This window comes from Pseudomonas sp. SYWMCR5 (genome assembly GCF_057197165.1).
Genome location: NZ_JBXUNH010000001.1, coordinates 996,356 through 1,022,013, shown reverse-complemented (window position 1 = coordinate 1,022,013; position 25,658 = coordinate 996,356). Strand labels below are relative to the sequence as shown.

Annotated in this window: 19 protein-coding genes; 11 read left to right on the top strand and 8 right to left on the bottom strand. The window is 63.6% G+C overall.

What is annotated here, in order from left to right:
* The first annotated feature begins 21 nt into the window (after nt 1-21).
* Entirely contained in the window at nt 22-1,170 is a 1,149-nt protein-coding gene (locus AC2CGW_RS04795) for a pyridoxal phosphate-dependent aminotransferase (protein ID WP_288377002.1), read from the top strand.
* Nucleotides 1,158-1,949, top strand: a complete 792-nt coding sequence (locus AC2CGW_RS04790) for an amidohydrolase (protein WP_186668205.1) — start codon at nt 1,158-1,160, stop codon at nt 1,947-1,949. The genes AC2CGW_RS04795 and AC2CGW_RS04790 overlap by 13 nt, the downstream gene beginning before the upstream one ends.
* Nucleotides 1,950-2,006: 57 nt before the next feature.
* On the opposite strand, the gene AC2CGW_RS04785 is transcribed toward AC2CGW_RS04790, so the two are convergent.
* The gene (locus AC2CGW_RS04785) at nt 2,007-4,562 is read right to left on the bottom strand and encodes a PepSY domain-containing protein (RefSeq protein ID WP_288377000.1); all 2,556 of its coding nucleotides are present in this window, start codon (nt 4,560-4,562) and stop codon (nt 2,007-2,009) included.
* A gap of 239 nt (nt 4,563-4,801) precedes the next feature.
* Nucleotides 4,802-7,093, bottom strand: coding sequence for a TonB-dependent receptor (locus AC2CGW_RS04780; protein ID WP_186711485.1), 2,292 nt, complete (start codon nt 7,091-7,093; stop codon nt 4,802-4,804).
* 246 nt (nt 7,094-7,339) lie between these two features.
* Between AC2CGW_RS04780 and AC2CGW_RS04775 the strand changes: the two genes are divergently transcribed.
* The 3 genes from AC2CGW_RS04775 (at nt 7,340) to AC2CGW_RS04765 (ending at nt 9,428) form a co-directional block, all read left to right on the top strand.
* Entirely contained in the window at nt 7,340-8,020 is a 681-nt protein-coding gene (locus AC2CGW_RS04775) for a Fe2+-dependent dioxygenase (RefSeq protein WP_186668199.1), read from the top strand.
* Between the two features lie 2 nt (nt 8,021-8,022).
* Nucleotides 8,023-8,775 (top strand): tetratricopeptide repeat protein, encoded by a 753-nt coding sequence (locus tag AC2CGW_RS04770; protein WP_186668197.1) that lies wholly within the window; start codon nt 8,023-8,025, stop codon nt 8,773-8,775.
* 92 nt (nt 8,776-8,867) lie between these two features.
* Nucleotides 8,868-9,428 carry a hypothetical protein gene (locus tag AC2CGW_RS04765; RefSeq protein WP_186668189.1) on the top strand — a complete coding sequence of 187 codons (561 nt, stop codon included), beginning with the start codon at nt 8,868-8,870 and terminating at the stop codon, nt 9,426-9,428.
* Between the two features lie 52 nt (nt 9,429-9,480).
* Here AC2CGW_RS04765 and AC2CGW_RS04760 read toward each other — a convergent pair whose 3' ends face one another.
* On the bottom strand, nt 9,481-10,644 hold the full coding sequence (locus AC2CGW_RS04760) for a type III PLP-dependent enzyme (RefSeq protein ID WP_186668187.1): 1,164 nt from the start codon (nt 10,642-10,644) through the stop codon (nt 9,481-9,483).
* 605 nt (nt 10,645-11,249) lie between these two features.
* On the opposite strand from AC2CGW_RS04760, the gene AC2CGW_RS04755 reads away from it, so the two are divergent.
* From AC2CGW_RS04755 to AC2CGW_RS04745, 3 genes are all read left to right on the top strand, one after another.
* Entirely contained in the window at nt 11,250-11,738 is a 489-nt protein-coding gene (locus AC2CGW_RS04755; RefSeq protein WP_484573601.1) for a sigma-70 family RNA polymerase sigma factor, read from the top strand.
* 17 nt (nt 11,739-11,755) lie between these two features.
* The gene (locus AC2CGW_RS04750) at nt 11,756-12,718 is read left to right on the top strand and encodes a FecR family protein (RefSeq protein ID WP_288376992.1); all 963 of its coding nucleotides are present in this window, start codon (nt 11,756-11,758) and stop codon (nt 12,716-12,718) included.
* A gap of 108 nt (nt 12,719-12,826) precedes the next feature.
* A complete protein-coding gene (locus tag AC2CGW_RS04745) occupies nt 12,827-15,256 on the top strand; it encodes a TonB-dependent siderophore receptor (RefSeq protein ID WP_484573600.1) in 2,430 nt (809 codons plus the stop codon).
* A gap of 167 nt (nt 15,257-15,423) precedes the next feature.
* Here AC2CGW_RS04745 and AC2CGW_RS04740 read toward each other — a convergent pair whose 3' ends face one another.
* From AC2CGW_RS04740 to AC2CGW_RS04725, 4 genes are read right to left on the bottom strand one after another with little or no spacing between them, the layout of a single operon-like run.
* Nucleotides 15,424-16,581, bottom strand: coding sequence for an osmoprotectant ABC transporter ATP-binding protein OsmV (locus AC2CGW_RS04740; RefSeq protein WP_484573599.1), 1,158 nt, complete (start codon nt 16,579-16,581; stop codon nt 15,424-15,426).
* The gene (locus tag AC2CGW_RS04735) at nt 16,578-17,231 is read right to left on the bottom strand and encodes an ABC transporter permease (protein WP_186668177.1); all 654 of its coding nucleotides are present in this window, start codon (nt 17,229-17,231) and stop codon (nt 16,578-16,580) included. Before AC2CGW_RS04735 ends, AC2CGW_RS04740 begins: the two co-directional genes overlap by 4 nt.
* Nucleotides 17,228-18,139 carry a glycine betaine ABC transporter substrate-binding protein gene (locus AC2CGW_RS04730; RefSeq protein WP_186710993.1) on the bottom strand — a complete coding sequence of 304 codons (912 nt, stop codon included), beginning with the start codon at nt 18,137-18,139 and terminating at the stop codon, nt 17,228-17,230. The genes AC2CGW_RS04735 and AC2CGW_RS04730 overlap by 4 nt, the downstream gene beginning before the upstream one ends.
* A gap of 13 nt (nt 18,140-18,152) precedes the next feature.
* The gene (locus AC2CGW_RS04725; protein WP_054892571.1) at nt 18,153-18,866 is read right to left on the bottom strand and encodes an ABC transporter permease; all 714 of its coding nucleotides are present in this window, start codon (nt 18,864-18,866) and stop codon (nt 18,153-18,155) included.
* Nucleotides 18,867-19,422: 556 nt separating this feature from the next.
* Between AC2CGW_RS04725 and AC2CGW_RS04720 the strand changes: the two genes are divergently transcribed.
* Nucleotides 19,423-21,006 carry a peptide chain release factor 3 gene (locus tag AC2CGW_RS04720; protein ID WP_186710992.1) on the top strand — a complete coding sequence of 528 codons (1,584 nt, stop codon included), beginning with the start codon at nt 19,423-19,425 and terminating at the stop codon, nt 21,004-21,006.
* A gap of 207 nt (nt 21,007-21,213) precedes the next feature.
* Nucleotides 21,214-23,607 (top strand): TonB-dependent siderophore receptor, encoded by a 2,394-nt coding sequence (locus AC2CGW_RS04715; RefSeq protein ID WP_186721574.1) that lies wholly within the window; start codon nt 21,214-21,216, stop codon nt 23,605-23,607.
* 41 nt (nt 23,608-23,648) lie between these two features.
* On the opposite strand, the gene AC2CGW_RS04710 is transcribed toward AC2CGW_RS04715, so the two are convergent.
* Nucleotides 23,649-24,521 (bottom strand): helix-turn-helix domain-containing protein, encoded by an 873-nt coding sequence (locus AC2CGW_RS04710; protein ID WP_484573598.1) that lies wholly within the window; start codon nt 24,519-24,521, stop codon nt 23,649-23,651.
* Nucleotides 24,522-24,687: 166 nt separating this feature from the next.
* Here AC2CGW_RS04710 and AC2CGW_RS04705 point away from each other — a divergent pair, with 166 nt between their 5' ends.
* Nucleotides 24,688-25,593, top strand: coding sequence for a DMT family transporter (locus AC2CGW_RS04705; protein ID WP_186668165.1), 906 nt, complete (start codon nt 24,688-24,690; stop codon nt 25,591-25,593).
* The last annotated feature ends 65 nt before the right edge of the window (nt 25,594-25,658 follow it).

Here is a 25,658-nt window from a genome sequence, read left to right as displayed (position 1 = left end):
CCCCGCAGGAAAGAGGGCTCCATGATCCGCAGCAAACTGCCGAACGTCGGCACGACCATCTTCACCACCATGTCCCAGCTCGCCGCGCAAACCGGCGCGCTCAACCTGTCCCAGGGTTTCCCCGATTTCAATGGCCCGCAGCCGCTGCTCGATGCGGTCGGCCGACACGTGGCCGCTGGCAACAACCAGTACGCGCCGATGACCGGCTTGCCGGTGTTGCGCCAGCAGGTCGCGGCGAAGATCGCCCGTCTTTATGGCGCTCAGGTGGATGCCGATCAGGAAGTGACCATCACGCCTGGCGCCACCGAGGCGATCTTCTGTGCGATCCAGGCGGTGATCCAGACTGGCGACGAAGTGATCGTCTTCGACCCGTCGTACGACAGCTACGAGCCGTCGGTAGAGCTGGCCGGTGGTCGCTGCGTGCATGTGCAACTGAGTGATGGCGATTTTCGCATCGACTGGCAGAAATTCAGCGATGCCCTGACCCCGCGCACGCGCATGGTCATCCTCAACTCGCCACACAACCCCAGCGGTGCGTTGATCACTCGCGACGACCTCGACCAGCTTGCCGCCTTGATTGCCGAGCGCGACATCTACCTGGTGAGCGACGAGGTCTACGAGCACCTGGTCTACGACGGCGTGCGCCATGCCAGCGTGCTGGCTCACGAGCCGCTCTATGCCAGGGCCTTCGTGGTCAGTTCGTTCGGCAAGACCTACCACGTCACCGGCTGGAAGACCGGCTATGTGATTGCACCGCCTGCGCTGAGTGCCGAGCTGCGCAAGGTCCACCAGTACGTCAACTTCTGCGGCGTGACGCCGCTGCAATGGGCGCTGGCCGACTTCATGGCCGAACACCCGGAGCATATCGACGAACTGCCAGGCTTCTACCAGGCCAAGCGCGACCTGTTCTGCGACCTGCTGCAGACATCGCGCTTTGCCTTCACCCGCACCGCGGGCACCTATTTCCAGTTGGTGGATTACTCGGCGATCCGTCCCGACCTCAATGATGTGGAGATGGCACTGTGGCTGACCCGCGAGCATGGCGTGGCGACCATCCCGGTGTCGGTGTTCTACCGGCGCCCTATCCCCGAGCAACGCCTGGTGCGCCTGTGCTTTGCCAAACGTGAGGAGACGCTGCGTCAGGCAGCGGAAAAACTATGCGCGATCTGAGTCAACTGCCGAACCTGAAGCTCGCCCTGGTGCAGACCACCCTGGCCTGGCATGACCGCGAGGGCAATCACGCGCATTTCGAGGTACTGCTGGAGCAGGCCCGTGGCGCTGACCTGGTGATCCTGCCGGAAATGTTCACCACCGGTTTCTCGATGGAGTCCGAACGCCTTGCCGAGCCCGAGCAGGGGCCGACCTACAAGTGGCTCAAGGCACAGGCAAAGAAGATCGATGCGGTGATCACCGGCAGTGTGATCATCCAGGCCGCCGATGGCAGCCACCGCAATCGCCTACTGTGGGCACGACCGGACGGCGAGGTGCTGCATTACGACAAGCGCCACCTGTTCCGCATGGCGGGCGAGCACAAGCACTACACGCCTGGCGAACGCCAGGTACAGTTCGAGCTCAAGGGCTGGCGAGTTCGCCCGCTGATCTGCTACGACCTGCGCTTCCCAGTGTGGAGCCGCGACGCACAGGATACCGACCTGCTGCTGTACACGGCGAACTGGCCGGCCGCGCGGCGCCAGCACTGGAACCGGCTGCTGCCGGCGCGGGGGATCGAGAACCTGTGCTACGTGGCTGCGGTGAATCGGGTGGGGACCGACGGCAAGGGCTTTGCCTATTCGGGTGACAGCCAGGTGCTGGACTTCCAGGGCGAGAGCCTGCTGAGTGCGGGGGAGGCCGACGGGGTGTTCAGCGCGGTGTTGAGCGCGGCGGAGCTGGCGGCGTATCGGACCAAGTTCCCGGCGAACCTGGATGCCGATACCTTCGAGCTGCATTGAGATCGTGGTGGCCTTTTCGCGGGTAAGCCCGCGAAAAGAGCGACACATAGGCACTGATCAGTACACATCCCGCCGGTAGCGCCCATCCTCGATCAGTTGCTCAACGACCTCTTCACCCAGCATCCCCTTCAGCGCCGCATCCACGCCGCCTGCCATCCCTTGCAGGCTCCCGCAGACGTACACGCAGGCGCCGTCGTCCACCCAGCGGCGCAATTGTTCGCCTTGCTGCAACAGCACATCCTGCACATAGACCTTTTCCGCCTGGTCCCGCGAGAACGCCAGGTCCAGTCGCGCCAGATCGCCGCTGTCCAGCCAGCCTTGCAGCTCACGGCCGCAGAGCAGGTCGTGGGCGCGGTTGCGTTCGCCGAACAGCAGCCAGTTGCGCTGCTCACCCCCCGCGATCCGGGCCTTGAGCAGGCTGCGCAGGCCTGCCAGGCCAGTACCGTTGCCGATCAGCACCATCGGTGCCGAGGTTGTCGGCAGGTGGAAGCTGCTGTTGCGGCGCAGACGCAGGCTGGCATGGCCGTCCATGGGCAGGTATTCGGTCAGCCAGCCGGAGCCCAGCCCGAGGCTGCCATCGGCATGACGCTCCTGGCGCACGATCAGCTCCAGCACGCCGTCGCTGGCGATCGACGCGATGGAGTATTCGCGGGCACCGAGTGGGATCAGCGAATCGACCAGCGCCTGGGCGTGCAGGCCGACCAGATGCTCGCGGCTGGTCGGCAACTGGCGACTGGCCAGCGCTTGGCCAAGCGGTTCGACAAGACCATCAAGTTGCACCGGTAGATTCGCATCGAGCCCCAGCCCTTGCAGGAAGGCATCGATCCGCGCCTGGCTGTGGCGGGGCAGCACCTCGACCAGGTCGCCAGCTTCCCAATGGCTTGGGTGTTCGGCACTCAGGCCCAGCAAGTACACCGGTGCGCCCTGGCTGCCGGGGTTGAGCCGTTCGCGTCGGACCAGGCGCCAGTTGCCGTAGCTGGGCGGCTGCCAGGCGGCGAGCGGACGTGCGCCGGTCAGTTGCGCCAGGGCCTGCTGCCATTGTTGCAGGGCATTCTGGTCGGCACTGTCGACTTCGATCGGGCTGAACGCCGTGGTCGCGCCGCGTTCGGCCAGCCAGGCGTGCAGGCGTCGGGCGAAGCCGCAGAAATGCGGATACTGTCGATCGCCCAGGGCGAGCAGGGCGTAGTTCAGGTGTTGCAGCGCCCAGGGTTGGCCCAGCACCTTGCGCTCGAAGCCGCGGGCGCTGTCAGGCGCTTCGCCATCACCGAAGGTGCTGACCACGAACAGTGCACGACGGGCCTGGCGCAGCTCGTCCGCGCCCAGTTCGGCAAGCGAGCGCACCTGCACCGGCAAGCCCGCCGCCTGCAACTGCCCTGCGCTCTGCCAGGCCAGTTGCTCGGCCAGGCCACTCTGGCTGGCGAAGCCGATCAGCCAGCTGTCGCCGCTGGCCTGGGCGGTGTCGACCGAGCCACGGGCGGCACGGACCTGGCGCTTCTTGCGGCGGCGATCGAGATACAGCAGCCAGCCGGTGACGAAGAACAGCGGCATGGTCAGGCTGGCGATGGTGAGGATGATCCTGCCCGGCAAACCGAAATAGCTGCCCACGTGCAGGGCGTAGACGCTCTGCAGCAGTTGGGCTTTGAACGACTTGTCGGTGTAGCGCTCGTGACGCTTGATCTGGCCGTTGGCGGGGTCAAGTGTCAGGGTGTTGAAGGCGCGCTCGTGGGCTGAGTCATCGAGCAGGTAGAACAGCGTCGCTGGCTGCCCGCCGCCAGGTGGCAGGCGCAGGTTGTAGCTGGCAAGGCTTGGGCCGGCGGCATTCTTGAGGTTGTTCCAGATGGCGTCGTAATCGACCACCAACGGCGCCGCCTTGGCATCCGCTGCTTGCGGTCCGGGGCGGCCACGACCTGCGCCGCGCTGCTGCTGTTCGCCGGCTGCGGGTTTGTCGGCGAGCAGTGTGTTCAGGCCCTCGCGGTACCAGTCGTAAGACCAGAACAGGCCGGTCAGGGCAAACAGCAGGTAGAACAGCAGGCACCAGGTCCCGGCGACGGCGTGCAGGTCCCAGTTGAAGGCGCGGCCTTTCTTGGCCCAGTCGAAGCTCAGCCAGACCCGCCAGTTCAGGGCCCGGCGCGGCCAGCGCAGGTAAAGGCCGGAGAGGCAGAAGAAGATCAGCATCAGGGTGCAGGCACCGGTGATCTGCCGGCCGCTATCGCCCATGGCCAGGAAACGGTGCAGCTGCAGCATGAGGTTGAAGAAGCCTATCCCCGCGACCTCACCCTTGAGCTCGCCTGTGTAAGGGTCGGCATAACGCAGCTCGCCGCGGCGTTCGCCGGGCGGCGGGGTGAAGAAGAGGCGGGCGGCATTGTCGGCGTGGGTATCGACCCAGAGCATCGCCACCTTGTCGCCCTGGGCCAGTTCGGCGCGGCGCACCAGTTCCGGCAGCGGCAGCACGCCCTCCTGGCGCACCTCGACCTTGAGCACATCGGCGTTGAACAGGCGCAGCAGTTCTTCCTGGAACGACCAGATCGCACCGGTGATGCCCATCAGCGCCAGCACCAGGCCGGCGGTGATGCCAAAGAACCAGTGCAATTGGAACAGCGACTTCTTCACCACATCGATCACCTTGTGTTGCAGCCACAGACCGCGCGGCGTGCATTATGCCTTGATACGCAAAAGCCCCGCCCACAGGAATGATCGGGGCGGGGGGCGTTCTGTTTCGTGCTCGACTGCACCGGCCTCTTCGCGGGCAAGCCCGCTCCCACAGGTGTTCCACAGGATTTGAGGATTGTGGTGTCCCTATGGGAGCGGGCTTGCCCGCGAAGAGGCCGGTGCAGACTAGCCCAGTCCCCTCATCAGAAGTGGACGCTGGTGGTCAGCAGCGCCGTGCGCCCGGCCGCCTGGTTGGCGAAGTGGGTGGAGAAGGCCTTGTCGTAGTACACCTCGTTGGTCAGGTTCTGCACGTTCAGTTGCAGATCGACGTTCTTGGTCAGCTTGTACGCTGCCATGGCGTCGTAGCGCACGTAACTGTCGACCATGGTGGTATTGGCCACGCTGCCATACACGTCATCCACATAGAAGGCGCCGCCGCCAACGGTCAGCTTCGGTGTGATGGCGTAGGTGGTCCAGAGGCTGGCGCTGTTGTTCGGCGTGTTCGGCAGCTGGTTGCCGTCGTTGGCCTTGCCCAGCGGGCCACCGTCGATCTGGCGTGCCTGCATGTAGGTGTAGCCGGCGAACACCTGCCACTTGTCGGTGAGCTTGCCGCTGGCCGACAGCTCGATGCCCTGCACGCGAGTTTCGCCGACGTTCTCGTAGGTGGTGGTATTCACCTGGACGCGAGCGTTTTCCTTTTCGGTGCGGAACAGCGCAGCGGCCAGGGACAGGCGCTGGTCAAGCAGGTCCCACTTGGTACCGATCTCGTAGTTGGTCGTTTCTTCAGGTTCCAGGTCGCTGGACAGCAGGTTGCCCGAGCGGTCCGGCGTACCCGGCAGCGGGTTGCCTTCCTGGCCTTCGCCGAGCATCGCGCCCGGTGGCGTGGCGGAGGTGGCGTAGGACACGTAGATGCTGCCGTTGTCGGCCGGCTTCCACACCAGGCCCAACTGGCCGGTGATGAACTCGCTCTTGTCGCGGCCCTTGGCAGTGGTGGCGCCGGCTGCGGTGTAGGTCTTGTAGTCGGTGTCGAAGTGGTCGTAGCGCAGGCCCATGTTCAGCAGCCACTGCGGGGTCAGTTCGAGGGTATCGAAGACGTACAGCGCACGGGTCTTGCTGTTGGTGGTGGTGCCGGCGTAGTTGCGCGAGATCGCGCCGTTCCACGGATCGTCCGGGTTGGGATTGCTCAGCGAGGTGCAGTTGTAGCCGCTGGAGACGATCATGCCCGGGGTGCAGTTGGTGCTCGCGTTGCCGGGCGAGGCGGGCGTGGTGTCGGTGTTGACGTTGTACGAGGAGCGCTCGCTCTCTTCGCGGCTCAGTTCGATGCCGGTGGAGAAGCTGTTCTTCAGGCCGCCCAGGTAGAACTCGCCGAACAGGTCGGTCTGGTTGGTGGTGGTGGCGGTGTTGCCCACGCGGGTGTTGGCGCGGCGCCAGACACTGCCGTTGTTGACGTTGCCCTTGCTGTCGTCTGGCTGGGTGAGGATGTAGTCCTGCATGCTGTTGCCGTGGCGCAGGGTGTTCTTGACGGTCAGCGAGTCGGACAGGTCGTGCTCGACGGCGATGGTGGCGATGTCCACCCGCGATTTGCGGAAGTCGCGACCGGTCAGGCCGTAGAAGTTGTCGTGGTCGCCACCCGCGTAAGGCTTGCTCGGATTGGCCGAGGTACGGGCGCCGGTGCCGCCGGCCGGCACGGTGTAGGGGATGCCCGAATCCGGCAGGTCGTCGCTTTCCAGGTGGTAGTAGTCGAGGTTGACGCGGGTCGGGGTGCCCAGGCCGAAGGCCAGCGACGGGGCAATGCCCCAGCGGTCGTAATTGACCTTGTCGCGCCCGGCGACGTTGCTCTCGTGGGTCATCAGGTTCAGGCGCCCGGCCACGGTGTCGCTGAACTGGTAGTTGCCATCGAAGGTGTAGCGCTGGGTCTGGTCGCTGCCCCAGGTCCAGGCGCCGTCGAGCGAGTTGCCGAGGTGGGCGCGCTTGCTCACCAGGTTGATGGTGCCGCCTGCAGCACCACGACCGCCAATGGCGGAGTTCGGGCCCTTGGCCACTTCCACCGATTCGATGGCGAAGATCTCGCGGGTCTGTGCGCCCGTGTCGCGCACGCCGTCCAGGTAGGTATCGCCTTGGGCGTCGAAGCCGCGGATGAACGGGCGATCGCCTTGCGGGTTGCCGCCTTCGCCGGCACCGAAGGTGATGCCCGGCACGGTACGCAGCGCATCCTGCAGGCTCAGGGCGTTGGTGTCCTTGATCACCTGCTGCGGGATCACCGTGACCGAACGCGGGGTGTCCACCAGTGGTGCGGTGTATTTCTGCGAGGAGGCTTTTTCGACCTTGTACTCGGTGCTCGCCTGTTCGGCCTTGCCGTTGACGCTGGTGGCGTCGAGGGTGACCGGCTGGGCGGCTGCGGGATCGGCGGCATAGGCCGAGGTCGCGCTGAGGGCGACGCCGATGGCGCAGGTGAGCAGGCGTGGTGAGCTGACAGCGGATGGTACGTGGCGCATTTTGTTTTTGACCTTCCCCAAGGTGTGAAGGCCGCGGATGTTAATGTAAGCAATTGTAAGTAACAATTGAGACTCGTTACCATTCGCAAGAAACTTACAATCTTTACATTTTACCCTTACGGTTTTTCCGGGTTCGTGCGTCTGCGGTCGTGGCCGCAAGGCAGGGGATTGCGCCAACGGCACTTGCCTGTCGCAAAAGGGAATCAATATCATTGGGCCTTTGCCCTCTGCCAGGTACCTCGCGCCATGCTTCTGCACATCCCCGGCCTGTTCGACGCCGACGAGATTTCCCGCATCCGCCAGGCCCTGGAGCAGGCCGACTGGGCCGATGGCAAGGCGACGGCCGGCTACCAGTCGGCCAAGGCCAAGCACAACCTGCAGTTGCCCGAAGGCCATGCCCTGGCCAAGGAGATCGGCAGCGCGCTGATCGACCGGCTGTGGCGCAATCCGTTGTTCATGTCGGCGGCGTTGCCGCACAAGGTGTTCCCGCCGCTGGTCAATTGCTACCGCGAAGGTGGCAACTTCGGTTTTCACATCGACAACGCGCTGCGCCAACCCAAGGGCAGCCCCGAGCGGGTACGCACCGACCTTTCGTCCACGCTGTTTCTCAGCGAGCCAGACAGCTACGACGGTGGCGAGCTGGTGATCCAGGACACCTACGGTGTGCAGCAGGTCAAGCTGGCGGCAGGCGATATGGTGCTGTATCCGGGCACCAGCCTGCACAAGGTCAACCCTGTGACGCGCGGCGAGCGCTTCGCGGCGTTCTTCTGGACCCAGAGCCTGGTGCGTGACGATGGCCAGCGCACGCTGCTGTTCGAGATGGACAACGCCATACGCCAGCTCGGTGCCGATGTGCCCGATCATCCGTCGCTGTTGCAACTGACCGGCACCTACCACAACCTGTTGCGTCGCTGGGCGGAGGTTTGAGCATGTCGTATCAGTTGCGACGCGAGGATGTGATCGATGTAGCCGAGCTCAAGTCGATGCTCGAGCACAGCCCCGGCAAGGCCGCCCAGGCGATTCTTGCCGCCGCGGGGCAGGGGGTGGTCGAGGCGCAGGCATTGCTTGGGCAGATTCTGCTCGACGGGCATGGGATCGAACAGGATGAGCGCCTGGCACGGCATTGGTTCGCCATTGCCGCCCAGGCCGGCAACGCCATGGCGTACAACATGCTGGGGCGATGCCTGGAGCACGGTTGGGGTGGTGAAATCGATCTGACCCAGGCGGCCATCCATTACGCAAAGGCCGCCGATGCCGACTCCGATTGGGGCCTCTACAACCTGGGCAACCTGTTGGCTACCGGTCGCGGGGTGCCAGTGAATCAGGCGCAGGCGCTGATCTGTTACGAGAAGGCGGCGCACATGGGGCATGCCAAGTCGATGAACCTGTACGGGCGTTACCTGGAGCAGGGTATTGCCACCACCGCGAGCCCTGCGCGGGCGGTACGCTGGTATCGGCGTTCGGCCGAGGCGGGGGATTTTCGCGGAATGTTCAGCCTGGCGCTGGTGCTTGTCGAACGAGGGCAAATCGAAGCGGCGTTTCCCTGGCTACGACGAGCCAGGCAGGAGGGCAACGAAAGCTTCCTGCGCAGCAGCGTGTTGACTTTGCGTGCCGGTGGGCCTTTGTTGGCTTGCGTTGCAGCGGACTACCAGGAGGAACTGGAGCGTCGCAGCCGCTCGTGAAGCATGGCGTCAGACCCGAGAAAGATTTCACGATTATCCAGCTAGGTCGTACTTGTGACGATAGGGCTCATTTCAGCGATCTGAGGTCAAACATGAGTACTTATAACCAAGCTGCTTCGTTTATCGCCGTTTTATCCTGTGAAACCAGCAAGGGCTCGGGCACGCTGACCGCCGGTAAACTCAAGGGAGCAAAGAGCGGGGGTGGCTACTATGGCAACGTTGATGTAGACCGCCGTGGTGATGTTTACCTCTGCAGCAGCGTCAACTTACAAAATCAAGAGCGTTTCTGGTTTGGTTGTTTCAACCGCGGTGAGCCGGAGCGCTATGACGTTCGTAGTTGGGCTCCAGGCAAGCCTCATCATGGGCAGCGCTTGGCTGTAGCCAGTGATGGCAGTCTGAGGATGGTTCCCGCTGTCGGTATTTCCTGCGACTGGCTTCTAAGCTGGGATGGCAAGCCATTGCGGCTTGGTCATGTCAACGAAATGGGCGGGCCAGCCTATGGCTTTGCAATGTCGCATGTCACTGCTGGAGGCTTGCGCCATGAAGCGCCGACCAGCGTTCGGACGGGATGGCATAACAAGATGCGCACAGGCAGTGGCGAGCAGGCTGGGCTCTGGATTCAGATTCAAGAGACTTGGGTAGCACAGCCCTGACACCCATCGTCTGGCTGAAAAGGCGCTTCGTGACGAAGCGCCTTTTCAGGTGTTACAGGTAGAACGCCTTCAGCGGCGGGAAGCCGTTGAACTCCACCGCGCTGTAGCTGGTGGTGTAGGCGCCGGTCGACAGCCAGTACAGGCGGTCGCCGATGGCCAGGTTCAGCGGCAGGCCGTACTTGTAGTTCTCGTACATGATATCGGCGCTGTCGCAGGTCGGGCCGGCGATCACCACTTCTTCGGCTTCACCTTTCTTCTCGGTCCAGATCGGGAACTTGATGGCTTCGTCCATGGTTTCGATCAGGCCGGAGAACTTGCCCACGTCGGTGTAGATCCAGCGCTCGACCGCGGTGCGCGACTTGCGCGCCACCAACACCACTTCGCTGACCAGGATACCGGCGTTGGCGATCAGCGAACGGCCCGGCTCCAGGATGATTTCCGGGAGGTCGTCACCGAAGTCTTCCTTGAGGAAGCGGATGATCTCTTCAGCGTAGGTTTCCAGGCTGTTGGTACGGGTGATGTAGTTGGCCGGGAAGCCGCCGCCCATGTTGATCAGCTTCAGCTCGATGCCGTCTTCTTCCTTCAGGCGCTCGAAGATCACCTTGACCTTGGCGATGGCCGCGTCCCAGACGCTGATGTCGCGCTGCTGGGAACCGACGTGGAACGAGATGCCATAAGGCACCAGGCCCAGGTCACGGGCCAGGATCAGCAGGTCCATGGCCATGTCGGTCTGGCAACCGAATTTACGCGACAGCGGCCAGTCGGCGGTGGTGGAGCCTTCGGTGAGGATGCGCACGTACACTTTCGAGCCCGGTGCGGCCTTGGCGATGTTGCGCAGGTCGGCTTCGGAGTCGGTGGCGTAGAGACGCACGCCCTTCTCGTAGAAGTAGCGAATGTCCTTGGACTTCTTGATGGTGTTGCCATAGCTGATGCGGTCGGCGCTGACACCACGGCCCAGCACTTTGTCCAGCTCGTAGATCGAGGCGATGTCGAAGCTCGAGCCTTTTTCCTTGAGCAGGTCGATGATCTCGACCGCCGGGTTGGCCTTGACTGCGTAGTAGACCTTGGCGAATTCGAAGCCCGCGCGCAGGTCGTCGTAGGCCTGGCTGATCATCTGGGTGTCGATGAGTACGAACGGGGTTTCCTGCTTGTCGGCGAACGCCTTCATTTTCTGGAAGGTGTCGCGCGCGAAATAGTCTTCGACCTGGATCGACATGCTTAGGGACTCCATGGGCAAACTGAAAAGATAAGTGGCTGCAAACTGAACGTCCTCCGTATCCCCACTTTGGTTCGCCTACTTCCCAAGGCATGTCGCCGAAAGCAAAAAGGTCGCTGTAAAAGCGGCGGCCTTGCTGTCTCGTCGTCAGTACTTGAGCCGGATGGATCGTTTCCAGCATGGACGTTCGGCGCGCACTTTAGGACGTGAGGAATGCAGAATCAACCCGCAATCCCAGCGTGTTCCCGTGCAATCGACGAGTAGCCATTTGAATAACCGACTCGTGTGACCGGCAGATGTTCCCCTGGTCAATTCCAGCGTAAAGAATTGTGGAATGGAGCATGTCGGCCCGTTGCTGGGTGAACCCGTTTCCATAGGCATCAGGGTGTTTGCGCCGTGCCGTGCTCGTTCGCGAAAAGCGCCTGGGTGTTCATATTTATGGCCACGCCTGGCTGGCACCTCCGTGCCGGAATCCCTCGATAAATTTTTTGTTACCGAGGCAAAAAAATGCTCCCGGGAGGACAGTTGCACGCCGATTTGCCGCTTTTAATAAGAAGTATTATTATTTGCGACCTCTTGTCCCCGCCTCCCTGACGAGCCAGACCGTGTCCGGACACAAAGGCTTTCTCGACCACTATCACGAGCTGATCGGCACCTGGACGCGCAAGTTGCGCAGTCGTCAGCAGGCCGAGGACCTCGCCCACGATGCTTTCGTACGCGTGCTGGAAAATCCGCGCGAGCAGGTCGAGCAGCCGCGTGCCTATCTGCACCAGACCGCACGCAACATCGCGGTGGATGGTTTCCGTCGCGAAGACCGGCGCCAGGCACTGGAACTGGAGCTGTTCGATGAGGGCGGTGCCAAGGGCGGTGACCCGGAAGCCTACATGCACGCACTGGAGCTGGCAGACACCGTCGAGCGGGCGCTGGCGCAACTGCCGGTCAATTGCCGGCGGGTGTTCATCTGGCAGAAACTCGAAGGCCTGACCCAGGCCGAGATCGCCGAGCGCATGGGTTTGACCAAGAATATGGTCGAAAAGTATATGATTCGCACGCTCCGACATCTGCGTGAGCACCTGGACGTGACCACCAGATGAGTCAGGAGACCCTTTCGATGAATCAGCAAGGCGCCGACAACCCGCGCGAACAGGCCGCCGACTGGTTTGTCCGCGTTCAGGATGCGCCGGATGACAGCGGCCTGCGCGAGCGCCTGCAGCGTTGGCTGGACGAGCGCCCCGAGCACCGGCAGGAATACGAACTGCTTGGCAGGTTGTGGTGTGCAGCCGATTTCATCCCCTCCGAACGCCTTGAGGCACTGTGTGAAACAGAGCCGGTGCGTCAGTTGCCGCGTCGGCGTCTGCTGCGTCAGGCCCTGGCCGCAGGCGTTGCGGTCGCCGCGCTGGGGCTGGGCTGGGCGGGGTGGCAGTATCAGCAGTTGAACCACCATGACGTGCTCGCCACGCAATTGGGCGAGCGCCGCCTGTTCGAGCTGCCGGACGGCTCGCGCCTGGAGCTGAACAGCGCGACGCGCGTCGAGGTCGCCTTCAGCGCCGGGCGCCGGCAACTGCGCCTGGAGACGGGCGAGGCGATGTTCAGTGTCGCCCACGATAGCAGTCGGCCCTTCGTGGTTCATACGGCCCAGGGCAGCGTCACCGTCACCGGTACCCGTTTCGACGTGCGCCAGGACAGCGGCCTGACCCGGGTTGCCGTCGAGCAGGGTTCGGTGAAGGTCGAAGGCGCGGCTGGCTCGCTGGCGCAGTTGGGCGCAGGGCAGGGCGCGCATATCGACCAGCAGGGCAAGGTCGCCGCGCCCTATGCGGTCAACGCCGCCTCGCTCACCGCCTGGCGCCAGGGCAAGCTGGTGTTCGACAACGCGACCCTCGCCGAAGTGGTCAGCGAGGTGTCGCGCTATCGCGCCCACCCGCTGCGTGTCGCTCCGGGCAAGGTCGCCAACCTGCGTCTGTCCAGTACCTTCAGCACCGACGACACCGACGCGTTGCTGCGGGCCCTGCCGAACATCCTTCCCGTGGCCGTGAAAGCCCATTCCGACGGCTCCAGCGAAATAATCGCGAAATAGATTCAGGTTTTTGCCGGTTCGTTCGTCTTCCTCGCCAGCTGCAACTGCCAAGCATTTCCATTTGCGCATGGTTGGCGTTTATCCGGACTTTCAGGACCTATCGAAGACGTGAACAACAACAAGCCCTTCCTTCGCCTGCGCCGCCTGGCGCTGGCCCTGGCGGTCAGCGCCGCCGCTGCGAACAGCTATGCCGAACAAGCTCCGGCCGCCATCCAGATCCAGGCCCAGCCATTGGCTTCGGCCCTGACTCAACTGGGCCAGCAGACCAGCCTGCAATTGTTCTTCAGCCCCGAGCTGGTCGCTGGCAAACAGGCGCCAGCGGTGTCTGGCAGCCTGGCCCCCGAGCAGGCCTTGCAGCAGCTGCTGCAGGGCAGCGGGCTGACCTACGAAATGTCTCAGGACACCGTGGTGGTCAAACCGGCCCAGAGCGCCGGCACCCTGACCACCGGCAGCCTGGAACTGGCACCGACCGATGTGAAGGTGGTAGGTGACTGGTTGGGCGATGCCGACCAGACCGTGGTGCAGAACCACCCCGGCGCGCGTACCGTGGTGCGCCGCCAGGAAATGGTCGAGCAGGGCACCATGAACGTGCGCGACGCACTGCGTGGTATCCCGGGTGTGCAGGTACAGGACTCCAACGGCACCGGCGGCAGCGACCTGTCGCTCAACGTCGGGGTGCGTGGCCTGACCTCGCGCCTGTCGCCACGCTCGACCGTGCTGATCGACGGCGTGCCGGCGGCCTTCGCCCCCTATGGCCAGCCGCAGTTGTCGATGGCGCCGATCTCCTCGGGCAACCTTGACAGCATCGACGTGGTCCGCGGTGCAGGCTCGGTGCGTTATGGCCCGCAGAACGTCGGTGGCGTCATCAACTTCGTCACCCGGGCGATCCCGGAAAAAGCCACCGCCGAGCTGAGTACTACCCTGGAAACCTCCAAGTACGGTGGCTGGAAACACACCGAATCGGCCTTCGTCGGCGGTACTGCCGACAACGGCATCGGCGTTGCGCTGCTGTACTCCGGCGTCAACGGTAACGGCTACCGCCGCAGCAACAACGACAACGATATCGATGACGTGTTGCTCAAGACCCACTGGGCACCCACCGACAGCGACGAGTTCTGGCTCAACTTCCACTACTATGACGGCCGCGCCGACATGCCCGGTGGCCTGACCCAGGCGCAGTTCGACCGCGACCCTTACCAGTCGGTGCGTGACTACGACTACTTCAGTGGTCGGCGCAAGGACGTCTCGTTCAAGTGGCAGCGCCAGCTCGACGAAGCCACTCAGTTCGAAGTGCTGACCTACTACACCGACAGCTTCCGCGGCAGCGCCATTGCCGCTCGCGACCAGCGCACCCTGTCGTCGTTCCCGCGCAACTACACCACCTTCGGTATCGAGCCGCGTGTGTCGCGGGTCTTCTTCACCGGGCCTGTGACCCAGGAAGTCAGCGTCGGCTATCGCTACCTGAAGGAAACCATGCGCGAGCAGGCATCGCGCCTGGCGCTGATCGACAACGTGCCGACCGTCACCCCGACCGCCGATGGCCACGTCTACCAGGACCGTACCGGTGGTACCGAGGCCAGTGCCTACTACATCGATGACAAGATCGACGTCGGCAACTGGACCATCACCCCGGGCATCCGCTTCGAGCACATCAATACCGACTGGCGCGACCGTCCGGTGCTGGACAACAACAACCGCCCGGTGCCGGAGAAGAACCGCAGCATCACCAGCAACGAGCCGCTGCCGGCCCTGAGCGTGATGTACCACATGTCCGAGGCGTGGAAATTGTTCGCCAACTACGAGACCTCGTTCGGCAGCCTGCAGTACTTCCAGTTGGGTCAGGGTGGTTCGGGTGACAACACCGCCAACGGCCTGGAGCCGGAGAAGGCCAAGACCTACGAGATCGGTACCCGTTATGACGACGGCCACTTCGCGGGCGAGCTGACGGCGTTCTACATCGACTTCGACGACGAACTGCAGTACATCAGCAACGACGTGGGCTGGACCAACCTGGGTGCGACCAAGCACCAGGGTATCGAGGCATCGGTGCGTTATGACCTGGCGGGCCTGGATCCGCGTCTGGACGGTCTGTCGGCCAATGCCGGTTTCACCTACACCCGTGCCACCTATGAAGGCGAGATCCCTGGCTTCAAGGGCCGCGACTTGCCGTTCTACTCGCGTCAGGTGGCCACTGCCGGGCTGCGTTACCAGATCAACCGCTGGACCTGGAACCTGGACGCCTACGCTCAATCCAAGCAGCGCGCACCGGGCACCGGGGTCAATGCCGATGGCAGCTTCACCGGCAACTACATCACCCAGCCGAGCGCCGATGGGCAGTACGGCAACATTCCGGGCTATGTGACCTGGCATGCTCGTGGTGGCTATGACTTCGGTCCGCAGCTGTCGAACCTGAAGCTGGCGGCGGGGGTGAAGAACATCTTCGACAAGCAGTACTACACCCGCTCCAGCGACAACAACGCCGGGTTGTACGTGGGTGAGCCGCGCACCTTCTATGTACAGGCCAGTGTAGGGTTCTGATACCGAGTCGCCCCATTCGCGGGCAAGCCCGCTCCCACAGCTACAGCGCCAGCCTCAAGGCTTGCAGAAGACCTGTGGGAGCGGGCTTGCCCGCGAATAGGCCCGTACAGCACTACATATCCAGGATTTGATTCGACATTGGCGAGGCGCAAAGCGCCCCTGGCAATCTAAAGGGCCACCGCCTCCGCAGGCGACACGATGCTGGTCTTCGCTCCCCGCGACCTACCCGAACTCAAGTAAGCCGCAATAGACTCCTGGGTCACCTCACCCAGAAACACTTGCTCGGCATCCAGCACCGGCAACCAGGCCCGATTGAACTCGTACATGCGCGACAGCAGGATGCGCAGGTGCTCGTCATGGGCCGCGGTGGCATTGAACGGTCGCAGGAAGTCCCCACAGGTGCCTTGCTGGCGGTGCATGTCGCGCCGGCGCACATACCCCATCGCCTTGTTCGCCGCATCGGTGACCACCAGGTAGCGACGGTCGTGCTCGTCGAGCAACTCCAGCGCCTCGCTCACCGGGGTCTCGGGGCTGACCGACGGCGCGTTGTCCGCGGCATCTTCTGCGCGCACCAGCAGCAGGCGTTTGAGGGTGCTGTCCTGGCCGACGAAGTTGCTGACGAAGTCATCCACCGGGTGCGCCAGCAGCGTGTCCGGGTGATCCAGTTGCAGCAACTTGCCCGCGCGGAAGATGGCGATCTTGTCGCCCAGCTTGATGGCCTCGTCGATGTCGTGGCTGACCATGATCACGGTTTTGTTCAGCGCCCGCTGCATCTCGAAGAACTCGTTCTGGATCATCTCGCGGTTGATCGGGTCGACCGCGCCGAACGGCTCGTCCATCAGCAGCACCGGGGCCTCGGCCGCCAGCGCGCGGATCACGCCGATGCGTTGCTGCTGGCCACCCGACAGCTCGCGCGGGTAGCGCTGCAGGTACTGCTTGGGCTCGAGCTTGATCATGCTCATCAGCTCGCGGGCACGATCGTGGCAGCGCTGCTTGTCCCAGCCGAGCAGGCGCGGCACCACGGTGATGTTCTCCTCGATGGTCATGTTGGGGAACAGGCCGATCTGCTGGATCACGTAGCCGATGTGGCGGCGCAGGGTGACCTCGTCGAGTCCGGTGGTGTCTTCACCATTGATGAACACCTGGCCGGAGGTCGGGGTGATCAGGCGGTTGATCATCTTCAGCGTGGTGCTCTTGCCGCAGCCCGAAGGGCCGAGGAACACGCAGATTTCGCCTTCGTTGACGGTGAGGCTGACCGAGTCGACGGCTTTGACGTCCTTGCCGTTGACGTTGAAGGTCTTGCTGAGGTTCTTGAGTTCGATCATGAGCGCAGTCCTTCTGGAGTCAGGGCACGTTGCAGGGTTTGCAGGAGCAGGTCGGCGATGATCGCCAGCAGGCTGACCAGTACGGCGCCGACCAGCAGCATCGACATGTCGCTGCGGCTGATGGAAGTGAGAATGAGCACACCCAGGCCACCGGCACCGATGGTCGCGGCAATGGTCATCACGCCGATGTTCATCACCACGGCGGTGCGTACGCCAGCGAGGATCACCGGTACGGCGATGGGCAGCTCGACCATGCGCAGGCGCTGGCCGAAGGTCATGCCGATGCCGCGTGCCGCTTCGCGGATGCCCGGCTCGACGTTGGTCAGGGCCAGGTAGGTGTTGCGCAGGATCGGCAGCAGCGAATAAAGGAACACCGCGGTGATCGCCGGCAGCGGGCCGAGGCCCTGGCCGAACTTGCTGTAGAACGGCAGCAGCAGGCCGAACAGGGCGATCGACGGGATGGTCAGCAGTACCGTGGCGCTGGCCTGCAGCGGGCCGGCCAGGACCGGGAAGCGGGTCATCAGGATGCCCAGCGGCACGCCGATGACGATGGCCAGGCTGACGGCGATGCCGACCAGCATGATGTGTTGCCCGGTCAGTTGCAGGACCAGGGCCCAGTCGAGATGGGCGAAGGTATCGAACAGGTTCATCGCGCGACCTCGCTGAAGGCATGTTCACGCAGGAAAGCGGCGGCCACGCTGGACGGGCTCTGGTGCTCGACATCGACCTTGGCGTTGAGCTGGCGCATGGTCTCGTCGTCGAGCGTCTCGGCCAGCGGCTTGAGCAGGTCGGCCAGTTGTGGATGGGCGTCGAGCACGGCCTTGCGCACCACTGGCGCGGCGGTGTAGTCGGGGAAGTAGTGCTTGTCGTCGTCCAGCAGCTTGAGGTCGAAGGCGCTGAGGCGGCCGTCGGTGGTGTAGACCAGGCCGGCGAACACTTGGTTGTTGCGCAGGGCGGTGTAGACCAGGCCCGCATCCATCTGCCGGATGTTGGCGCGCCCCAGTTGCATGCCGTACATCGCCTGCAGGCCATCGAGACCATCGGGGCGATTGGCGAACTCGGTGTCCAGCGCCACCAGGTGCTTGCGTGCCTGTTCGTCCTGCAGCACCTGGTTCAGCTGGCTGATGCTGGTGACCTGCGGGTAGGCTTCGGCGACCTTGCGTGGCAGGGCCAGGGCATAGGTGTTGCTGAACTTGGAAGGGGTCAGCCAGATCAGGTCTTTCTTCGCATCCAGGGCCTTGACCTTGTTGTAGGTCGCTTCGGCGCTGGGCATGCGCTCCTCGATGTGGTTGTAGGAGACCAGCGATACCCCGGTGTACTCCCACATCAGGTCGAGCTGCCCGGTTTCGTGGGCCTGGCGCGCCAGGCTGCTGCCCAATCCGCCGGTGACTCGGACCTGGAAGCCGTTGGCGCGCAGGTACTGGGCAGTGATTTCGGCGAGCACGGTCTGCTCGGTGAACACCCGCGCGCCGATGCGCACCAGGGGTTTTTCTGCAGCTTGGGCAAAACCTGCGCATAGCAGTGCCGCGCCCAGCAGCAAGGCGATTGTCTTTTTCATGAGTTCCCTCTTGTTATCCGGCCAGGCCGCGTTCCAGCCAGCGCTTGCTGGAGAAGCTCACCAGGGCATCCAGTACCAGGGCCAGGAGCGCCGTGCAGGCGGCGCCCAGCAGCAGCTGCGGCTGGTTGTTCAGGGCGATGCCGGGGAAGATCAGGCTGCCAAGGCTATTGGCGCCGATCAGAAACGCCAGTGGTGCGGTGCCCACATTCAACGCCAGGGCCACGCGCACGCCGCCGACGATGATCGGCACGGCATTGGGCAGCTCCACCTGCCAGAGTTGCTGGCGTGGGGTCATGCCGATGCCGGTGGCGGCTTCCTTGAGCGAGGCGGGGACGTTTTTCAGGCCCTCGTAGGTGTTGCGCACGATGGGCAGCAGGGAGGCGAGGAACAACGCGAAGATCGCGGGGCCTGCGCCGATGCCCAGAATGCTCAGGGCAATGGCCAGAACGGCCAGGGGGGGAATGGTGTTGCCAACGTTGAAGAACTGCATGAAGCGCTCGGCTTTGTCGACCCGGTGCGGTCGACTGAGCGCAATGCCGGCGGGGATGCCCACGGCCAGCGCCGCCGCCATCGAAGCCAACACCAGTACCAGGTGCGCTTGCAGGTAGAACCCAAGATCGTCGCGGTAACGCGCGATCGTGTCAGTGCCGATCCAGTGGATCAGCAGGGCCAGGATGACGAGCACGCAGGCCCATCCCATCAGCCCTTTTCCGTAGCGTTTCGCCACAGGTGGACTCCTTATGTCGTCGGCGGACACACTTCTTCGTAGCCGGCCCGTGCGGGAGGCGGGTGGTGTGTTCGCGAGTAGCAGCGTGACGCCTGCGAGGCAGTGCGTTCATGCCATGAGTCGAGCCCCGTCAGGCTCGTGAATGCTGGTGAAACCAGCCCTGAACCGAAACGGGTTGCAGGGGAGTGGACGTCTCCGGGGGCGTAAAGGTTCCCATCTGAGGCGGCATTTGGCCAGTGTTAATCACTGGCTTCAGGGAAATATGACAAGAATAAAAATCGCATTGATACGCTGCAGGCGTTGAAATAACTGCCCTGCGGCCTTTTGTCGTGACTAGCCGATTGTTTGCTGCATTTGATGTGTCTGTGCCGGCCTCTTCGCGGGCAAGCCCGCTCCCACAGGTATTGCACAGGGCTTGAGGGCGGTGGGTATCTTGTGGGAGCGGGCTTGCCCGCGAAGAGGCCGGGCCTCAACCACTCATTCATCCGATTTTGGTCCAGGCCCGAGTTCAGGTATGATATCGCCCCTTTTTCGATCCCCAGTCAGGCGATTTCCCATGACCAACCAGGCCGCCGAAGTCGCGAAGCGCCGCACTTTCGCAATCATTTCCCACCCCGACGCCGGTAAGACCACCATCACCGAGAAGCTGCTGCTGATGGGCAAGGCGATCTCCGTCGCGGGGACCGTGAAGTCGCGCAAGTCCGATCGCCATGCCACCTCCGACTGGATGGAAATGGAGAAGCAGCGCGGCATCTCCATCACCACCTCGGTGATGCAGTTCCCGTATCGCGAGCACATGATCAACTTGCTCGACACCCCCGGCCACGAAGACTTCTCCGAAGACACCTACCGCACCCTCACCGCGGTGGACTCGGCGCTGATGGTGCTGGACGGCGGTAAGGGTGTAGAGCCGCGTACCATCGCCCTGATGGACGTGTGCCGCCTGCGCGACACGCCCATCGTCAGCTTCATCAACAAACTCGACCGTGACATCCGCGACCCGATCGAACTGCTCGACGAAATCGAAGCGGTACTGAAGATCAAGGCCGCGCCGATCACCTGGCCGATCGGTTGCTACCGCGATTTCAAGGGCGTGTACCACCTCACCGGTGACTACATCATCGTCTACACCCCGGGCCATGGCCACGAGCGCACCGAAGCCAAGATCATCCAGAAGCTGGACTCCGATGAGGCCCGCGCGCACCTGGGCGACCAGTACGATAGCTTCGTCGAGCAACTGGAACTGGTGCAGGGCGCCTGCCACGAGTTCAACCAGGACGAGTTCATCAACGGCCAGCTCACGCCTGTGTTCTTCGGGACCGCCCTGGGCAACTTCGGTGTCGACCATGTGCTCGATGCCGTTGTCGACTGGGCGCCGCGCCCGCTGGCACGTGTGGCGCACGAGCGCACCGTGGAGCCGGTGGAAGAGAAGTTCACCGGTTTCGTGTTCAAGATCCAGGCGAACATGGACCCCAAGCACCGCGACCGTATCGCCTTCATGCGCATCTGCTCGGGCAAGTACGAGAAGGGCATGAAGATGCGCCATGTGCGCCTGGGCAAGGATCTGCGCATCGGCGATGCGCTGACCTTCTTCTCGTCCGAGCGTGAACAGCTCGAAGAGGCATACGCCGGCGACATCATTGGCCTGCACAACCACGGCACCATCCAGATCGGCGACACCTTCAGCGAAGGCGAAGCGCTGGGCTTCACCGGTATCCCGCACTTCGCCCCGGAACTGTTCCGCCGTGTGCGCCTGAAAGACCCGCTGAAATCCAAGCAACTGCGCCAGGGCCTGCAGCAGTTGGCCGAGGAAGGGGCGACCCAGGTGTTCTTCCCCGAGCGCAGCAACGACATCATCCTCGGTGCGGTCGGTGTGCTGCAGTTCGATGTGGTCGCCAGCCGCCTGAAGGAAGAGTACAAGGTCGAGTGTGCCTACGAGCCGATCACCGTCTGGTCGGCACGCTGGATCGCCTGCGACGACAAGAAGAAACTCGAGGAATTCCAGAACAAGGCCATGGAGAACCTCGCCATCGATGGCGGTGGTCACCTGACCTACCTGGCGCCGACCCGGGTCAACCTGTCGCTGATGGAAGAGCGCTGGCCTGACGTGCAGTTCCGCGCGACCCGCGAACACCACTGATCCCACCAGGATGCGGCGCAAGGCCGCTTCCGGGTAATGCGCCGATGAGCGCTCTGCCCGGGAGCAGCCTTGTGCCGTTATGGGGCGTGCAGCCGCTTCCGGAAATATTTTTTGCACAAGCAGTGAGGTAACCCGGCGCGGCATTCGTGTAGTGAGTGAAAGTGCGATTCATTCGCAATCAATCCGTTCTCTCACAGGTCAGCGTCCATGAAGTTTACCCCACGTTGCGTCCCTCTCTGGTTCGGTCTCTGCACCCTGTCCGCTGTGGCGCTGACACCCCTGGCTCACGCCGCCGAGCAGGTTCAGGTGTATACCTTCGCCCAGCCCGGTCAACCACTGGCCCAGGCCCTCAACGCCTTCAGCCGCACCACTGGGCAAAGCGTGGTGTACACCTTCGAGCTGCCCAGCCAGCAGGCGCCGGCGCTCAACGGCGCGTTCAGCGCCGAGCAGGCCTTGCAGCAATTGCTCGGCCATTCCGGGCTGGCCTGGCGCCGCGTCGATGCGCGCACCCTGACCCTGGAGCCTCTCGACACGTCCGGCGCCTTGAACCTGCAGGCCACCACCGTGACCTCGCAGATGGACAGCTTCAGCTACCAGCCACCGGCCAGCCCCTCGATCATGCGCGGCCAGGGGACGAACCTGGAAACGCCGCACGCCATCAACGTGGTTCCGGCCCAGGTGCTGCGCGACCAGGCACCGCGCAACCTCGACGATGCCCTGGCCAACGTCAGTGGTATCACCCAGGGCAACAACTTCGGCGGCACCTCCGACACGGTGATGAAGCGAGGCTTCGGCGACAATCGCGACGGTTCGATCATGCGCGACGGCATGCCCATCGTGCAGGGTCGCAGCCTCAACGCCACCACCGAGCGCGTCGAAGTGCTCAAGGGGCCCGCGTCGCTGCTGTACGGCATCCAGGATCCGGGCGGGGTGATCAACGTGGTCAGCAAGCGCCCGCAGCTCGAGCAATACAACGCCTTGACCCTGCGCGGCTCGACCTACGGCAGCGGCAAGAATGGCAGCGGTGGCAGTTTCGACAGCACTGGTGCACTGGGCGACAGCAACCTGGCCTATCGCTTGATCGTCGATCATGAAGATGAAGACTACTGGCGCAACTACGGCGTGCACCGCGAGTCGCTGGTGGCACCGTCGCTGGCCTGGTTTGGCGAGGACACCCAGGTGATGCTGGCCTACGAGCACCGTGAGTTCCTGTATCCGTTCGACCGAGGTACGGCGATCAGCAACCGCACCAATCACCCGCTGGACATCCCGGCCACTCGCCGCCTCGACGAGCCGTTCAACGACATGGAAGGCCGTTCGGACCTGTATCGCCTTGAAGTCGATCACCAGTTGGCGGACGACTGGAAACTGCACTTCGGCTACAGCTTCAACCGTGAAACCTACGACGCCAGCCAAGTACGGGTGACCGGCGTCAACGATGCCCGTGGCACCCTGACCCGCAGCATCGACGGCACCCACGGCGCCATGAGCCGCGACCAGTTCGCCACCCTGAGCCTGAACGGCAATGTGCAACTGGGCGGGATGCAGCATGACCTGTTGCTGGGCTTCGACCATGAAGACCGCAAGGTCTACCGCGCAGACCTGATCCGCCAGGCCAGCCGCTCGACCTTCAGCTACCTCAACCCGGTCTACGGCCAGGAGCCTGAAGGCAGCACCGTGCGTGCCAGCGACAGCGACCAGACCGACAAGCTGCGCACCGACTCGCTGTTCTTCCAGGACGCCGTGCACCTGGACGAGCACTGGATCGCCGTGGCCGGTGTGCGCCTGCAACAGTACGACCAGCTCGCCGGTCGCGGCCGGCCGTTCACCACCAACACCGATACCAGCGACCGCGCCTGGACCCCGCATGCCGGGCTGGTCTACAAGGTCGATGAGCAGTTGTCGTTCTATGGCAGCTACAGCGAGTCGTTCAAGCCCAACTCCAGCATCGCCCCACTGACCGGTGGCCTGGTGCTCGACTCTTCCATCGCTCCGGAGGAGGGCAAGGCCTGGGAGCTGGGGGCCAAGCTCGACATTCCCGGGCAGATCACCGGCACCCTGGCGCTGTTCGACATCACCAAGCGCAATGTGCTGGTGGCCAACTTCGACACCCGCACCGGCGAAACCCTGTACAGCAATGCCGGCGAAGTCAGCTCGCGTGGCGTCGAACTGGACCTGAGCGGCCAGCTCAGCGAACGCTGGAGCCTGATCGGCAGCTATGCCTTCACCGACGCCGAAGTGACCAAGGACCCGGACCTCAAGGGCAATCGTCTGCAGAACGTGGCGCGCCATACTGGCTCGCTGTCAGCGGTGTACGACTACGGCAGCCTGTTCGGCGGTGATCGTCTGCGCCTGGGAGCGGGTGCACGCTATGTCGGTGAGCGGGCAGGTAACCCGGCCAACGATTTCGACCTGCCGGCCTACACCGTCGCCGATGCCTTCGCCAGCTACGAGACCAAGCTGGATGCGCACAAGGTGCGTTTGCAGTTGAACGTGAAGAACCTGTTCGACAAGGTGTACTACAGCTCGGCGGTGAACCGATACTTCGTGGCCATCGGCGATGCACGGCAGGTGAGTGTGTCGAGTACGTTGGAGTTCTGAGGCGCTGGCACCCCGCCAAGTCTGCTCCGACCTCGGGGGCCTCAACCGAATGCCGCGCGATATTCCCCGGGCGTTGCACCCATAGCCTGCCTGAAGCGATTGCTGAAATGGCTGGCACTGGCAAACCCGCACAGCAATGCCACCTGCCCCAGCGGCAGGTCGCCCTGGCGCAGCAACCGGCATGCCTGGTGCAGTCGGCGCGCCAGCAGGTACTGGTGCGGCGGCAGGCCGAAGCTTGCGCGGAACATCCGGGCGAAGTGGTATTCGGACAGATTGCAGCGCAGCGCCAGTTCGTTCAGTGAAAGCGGCTGGTCGAGATTGGCCTCGATGTAGTCCACCAAGTGCCTACGCTGGTGCGGTGCCAGGCCGCCTTTGAGCCGCAGGCCCTGTCGCAGCCCGGCCTGGCCCAGCACGGCATGGTCGATGATGGCGTGCGCCAGGCTGCTGGCCAGCAGGCGCTCGGCAGGTTCGTTCCAGTCAAGCCCGATCAGTTGGTGAAAGCGCAGGGCCTGCTGTGGGTCGTCGAGGAAGGTGGCTTCGTGTAGCTGCATTTCCCGTGGCTCGCGGTCGAGCAGGCGAATGCAGCCCAAGGCGAACTGTTCTTCGCTGATGTACAGGTGCGCCAGGCGGATAGCACCGTTGACCACCCAATTGGACTCGTGGCCGGCCGGCATGATGCACAGTTTGTTGGGCGCGCCCTTGTCGCCCGGGCGCTGGCGGCGGAAGGTGCCGGTGCCGTCGGCGATGTAGCACGACAGGGTGTGGTGGCTGGGGGCGAGGTAGTCACGCGCATCGTCACGGTTGCGCCACAGGGCTGCTGCCAGGCCCTCACCCATTTGCGCGCTGGCTTCCAGGCGGGCGTTGGGCGAGCTGTGCATGGCGTTGAAGACTTGCAGCTGATGAAGTGGCGGCATGGGCGATTCCTCTGGAGGGCTATCGTACTGCGAGGCGAGCGCAATGGGAGTGGTTGCCGACGGAAAAGCGCAAGTTTGTGCAAGCGCGGGGCGGGGCGAGGGGGACAGACTTCGTGAGCCCACCGCCGTTCCCGCAGACCACCGCCAAGCCCCAAGGATCCAGCCCATGAACCTGTCGCTCTACCTGCTCACCGTCCTGATCTGGGGCACCACCTGGATCGCCTTGAAACTGCAATTGGGCGTGGTCGAGATCCCGGTATCGATCGTCTACCGCTTCGCCCTGGCCGGGCTGATCCTGTTCGCGGTCCTGCTGCTGACCCGTCGCCTGCAACCGATGAATCGGCGCGGGCACCTGATCTGCCTGGCCCAGGGGCTGTGCCTGTTCTGCGTCAATTTCATGTGCTTCCTCACCGCCAGCCAGTGGATCGCCAGCGGCCTGATCGCCGTGGTGTTCTCCACCGCAACCCTGTGGAACGCGCTCAACGCGCGGATCTTCTTCGGCCAGAAGATCGCCGCCAACGTGCTGGGTGGCGGCGCCTTGGGCTTGCTGGGGTTGGGCCTGCTGTTCTGGCCGGAGCTGTCAGGGCACGCCGCCAGCCGCGAAACCCTGGTCGGCCTGGGCCTGGCGTTGCTGGGCACCCTGTGCTTCTCGGCCGGCAACATGCTTTCCAGCCTGCAACAGAAGGCGGGCCTCAAGCCGATGACCACCAACGCCTGGGGGATGGTGTATGGGGCGAGCCTGCTGGGGTTGTATTGCCTGGTCACAGGCGTGCCCTTCGCCATGGAGTGGAACACACGCTATATCGGTTCGCTGCTGTACCTGGTGATCCCAGGTTCAGTGATTGGCTTCACCGCCTACCTTACCCTCGTCGGGCGCATGGGTCCGGAGCGGGCGGCGTATTGCACGGTGCTGTTCCCGCTGGTGGCGCTGAACGTGTCGGCATTCGCCGAAGGCTATCAGTGGACCGCACCGGCATTACTGGGGCTGGTCGCGGTGATGGCCGGTAACGTGCTGGTGTTTCGCAAGCCCCGGGTTGCCAAGGCTGCGCAGGCAACGCTGGCCATGAAGTGAGGCCTGTGCCCGACACCGATGCAGAAGATGCCGGCGCTGCGCTGTCTACACTTGGCCAAATCCCT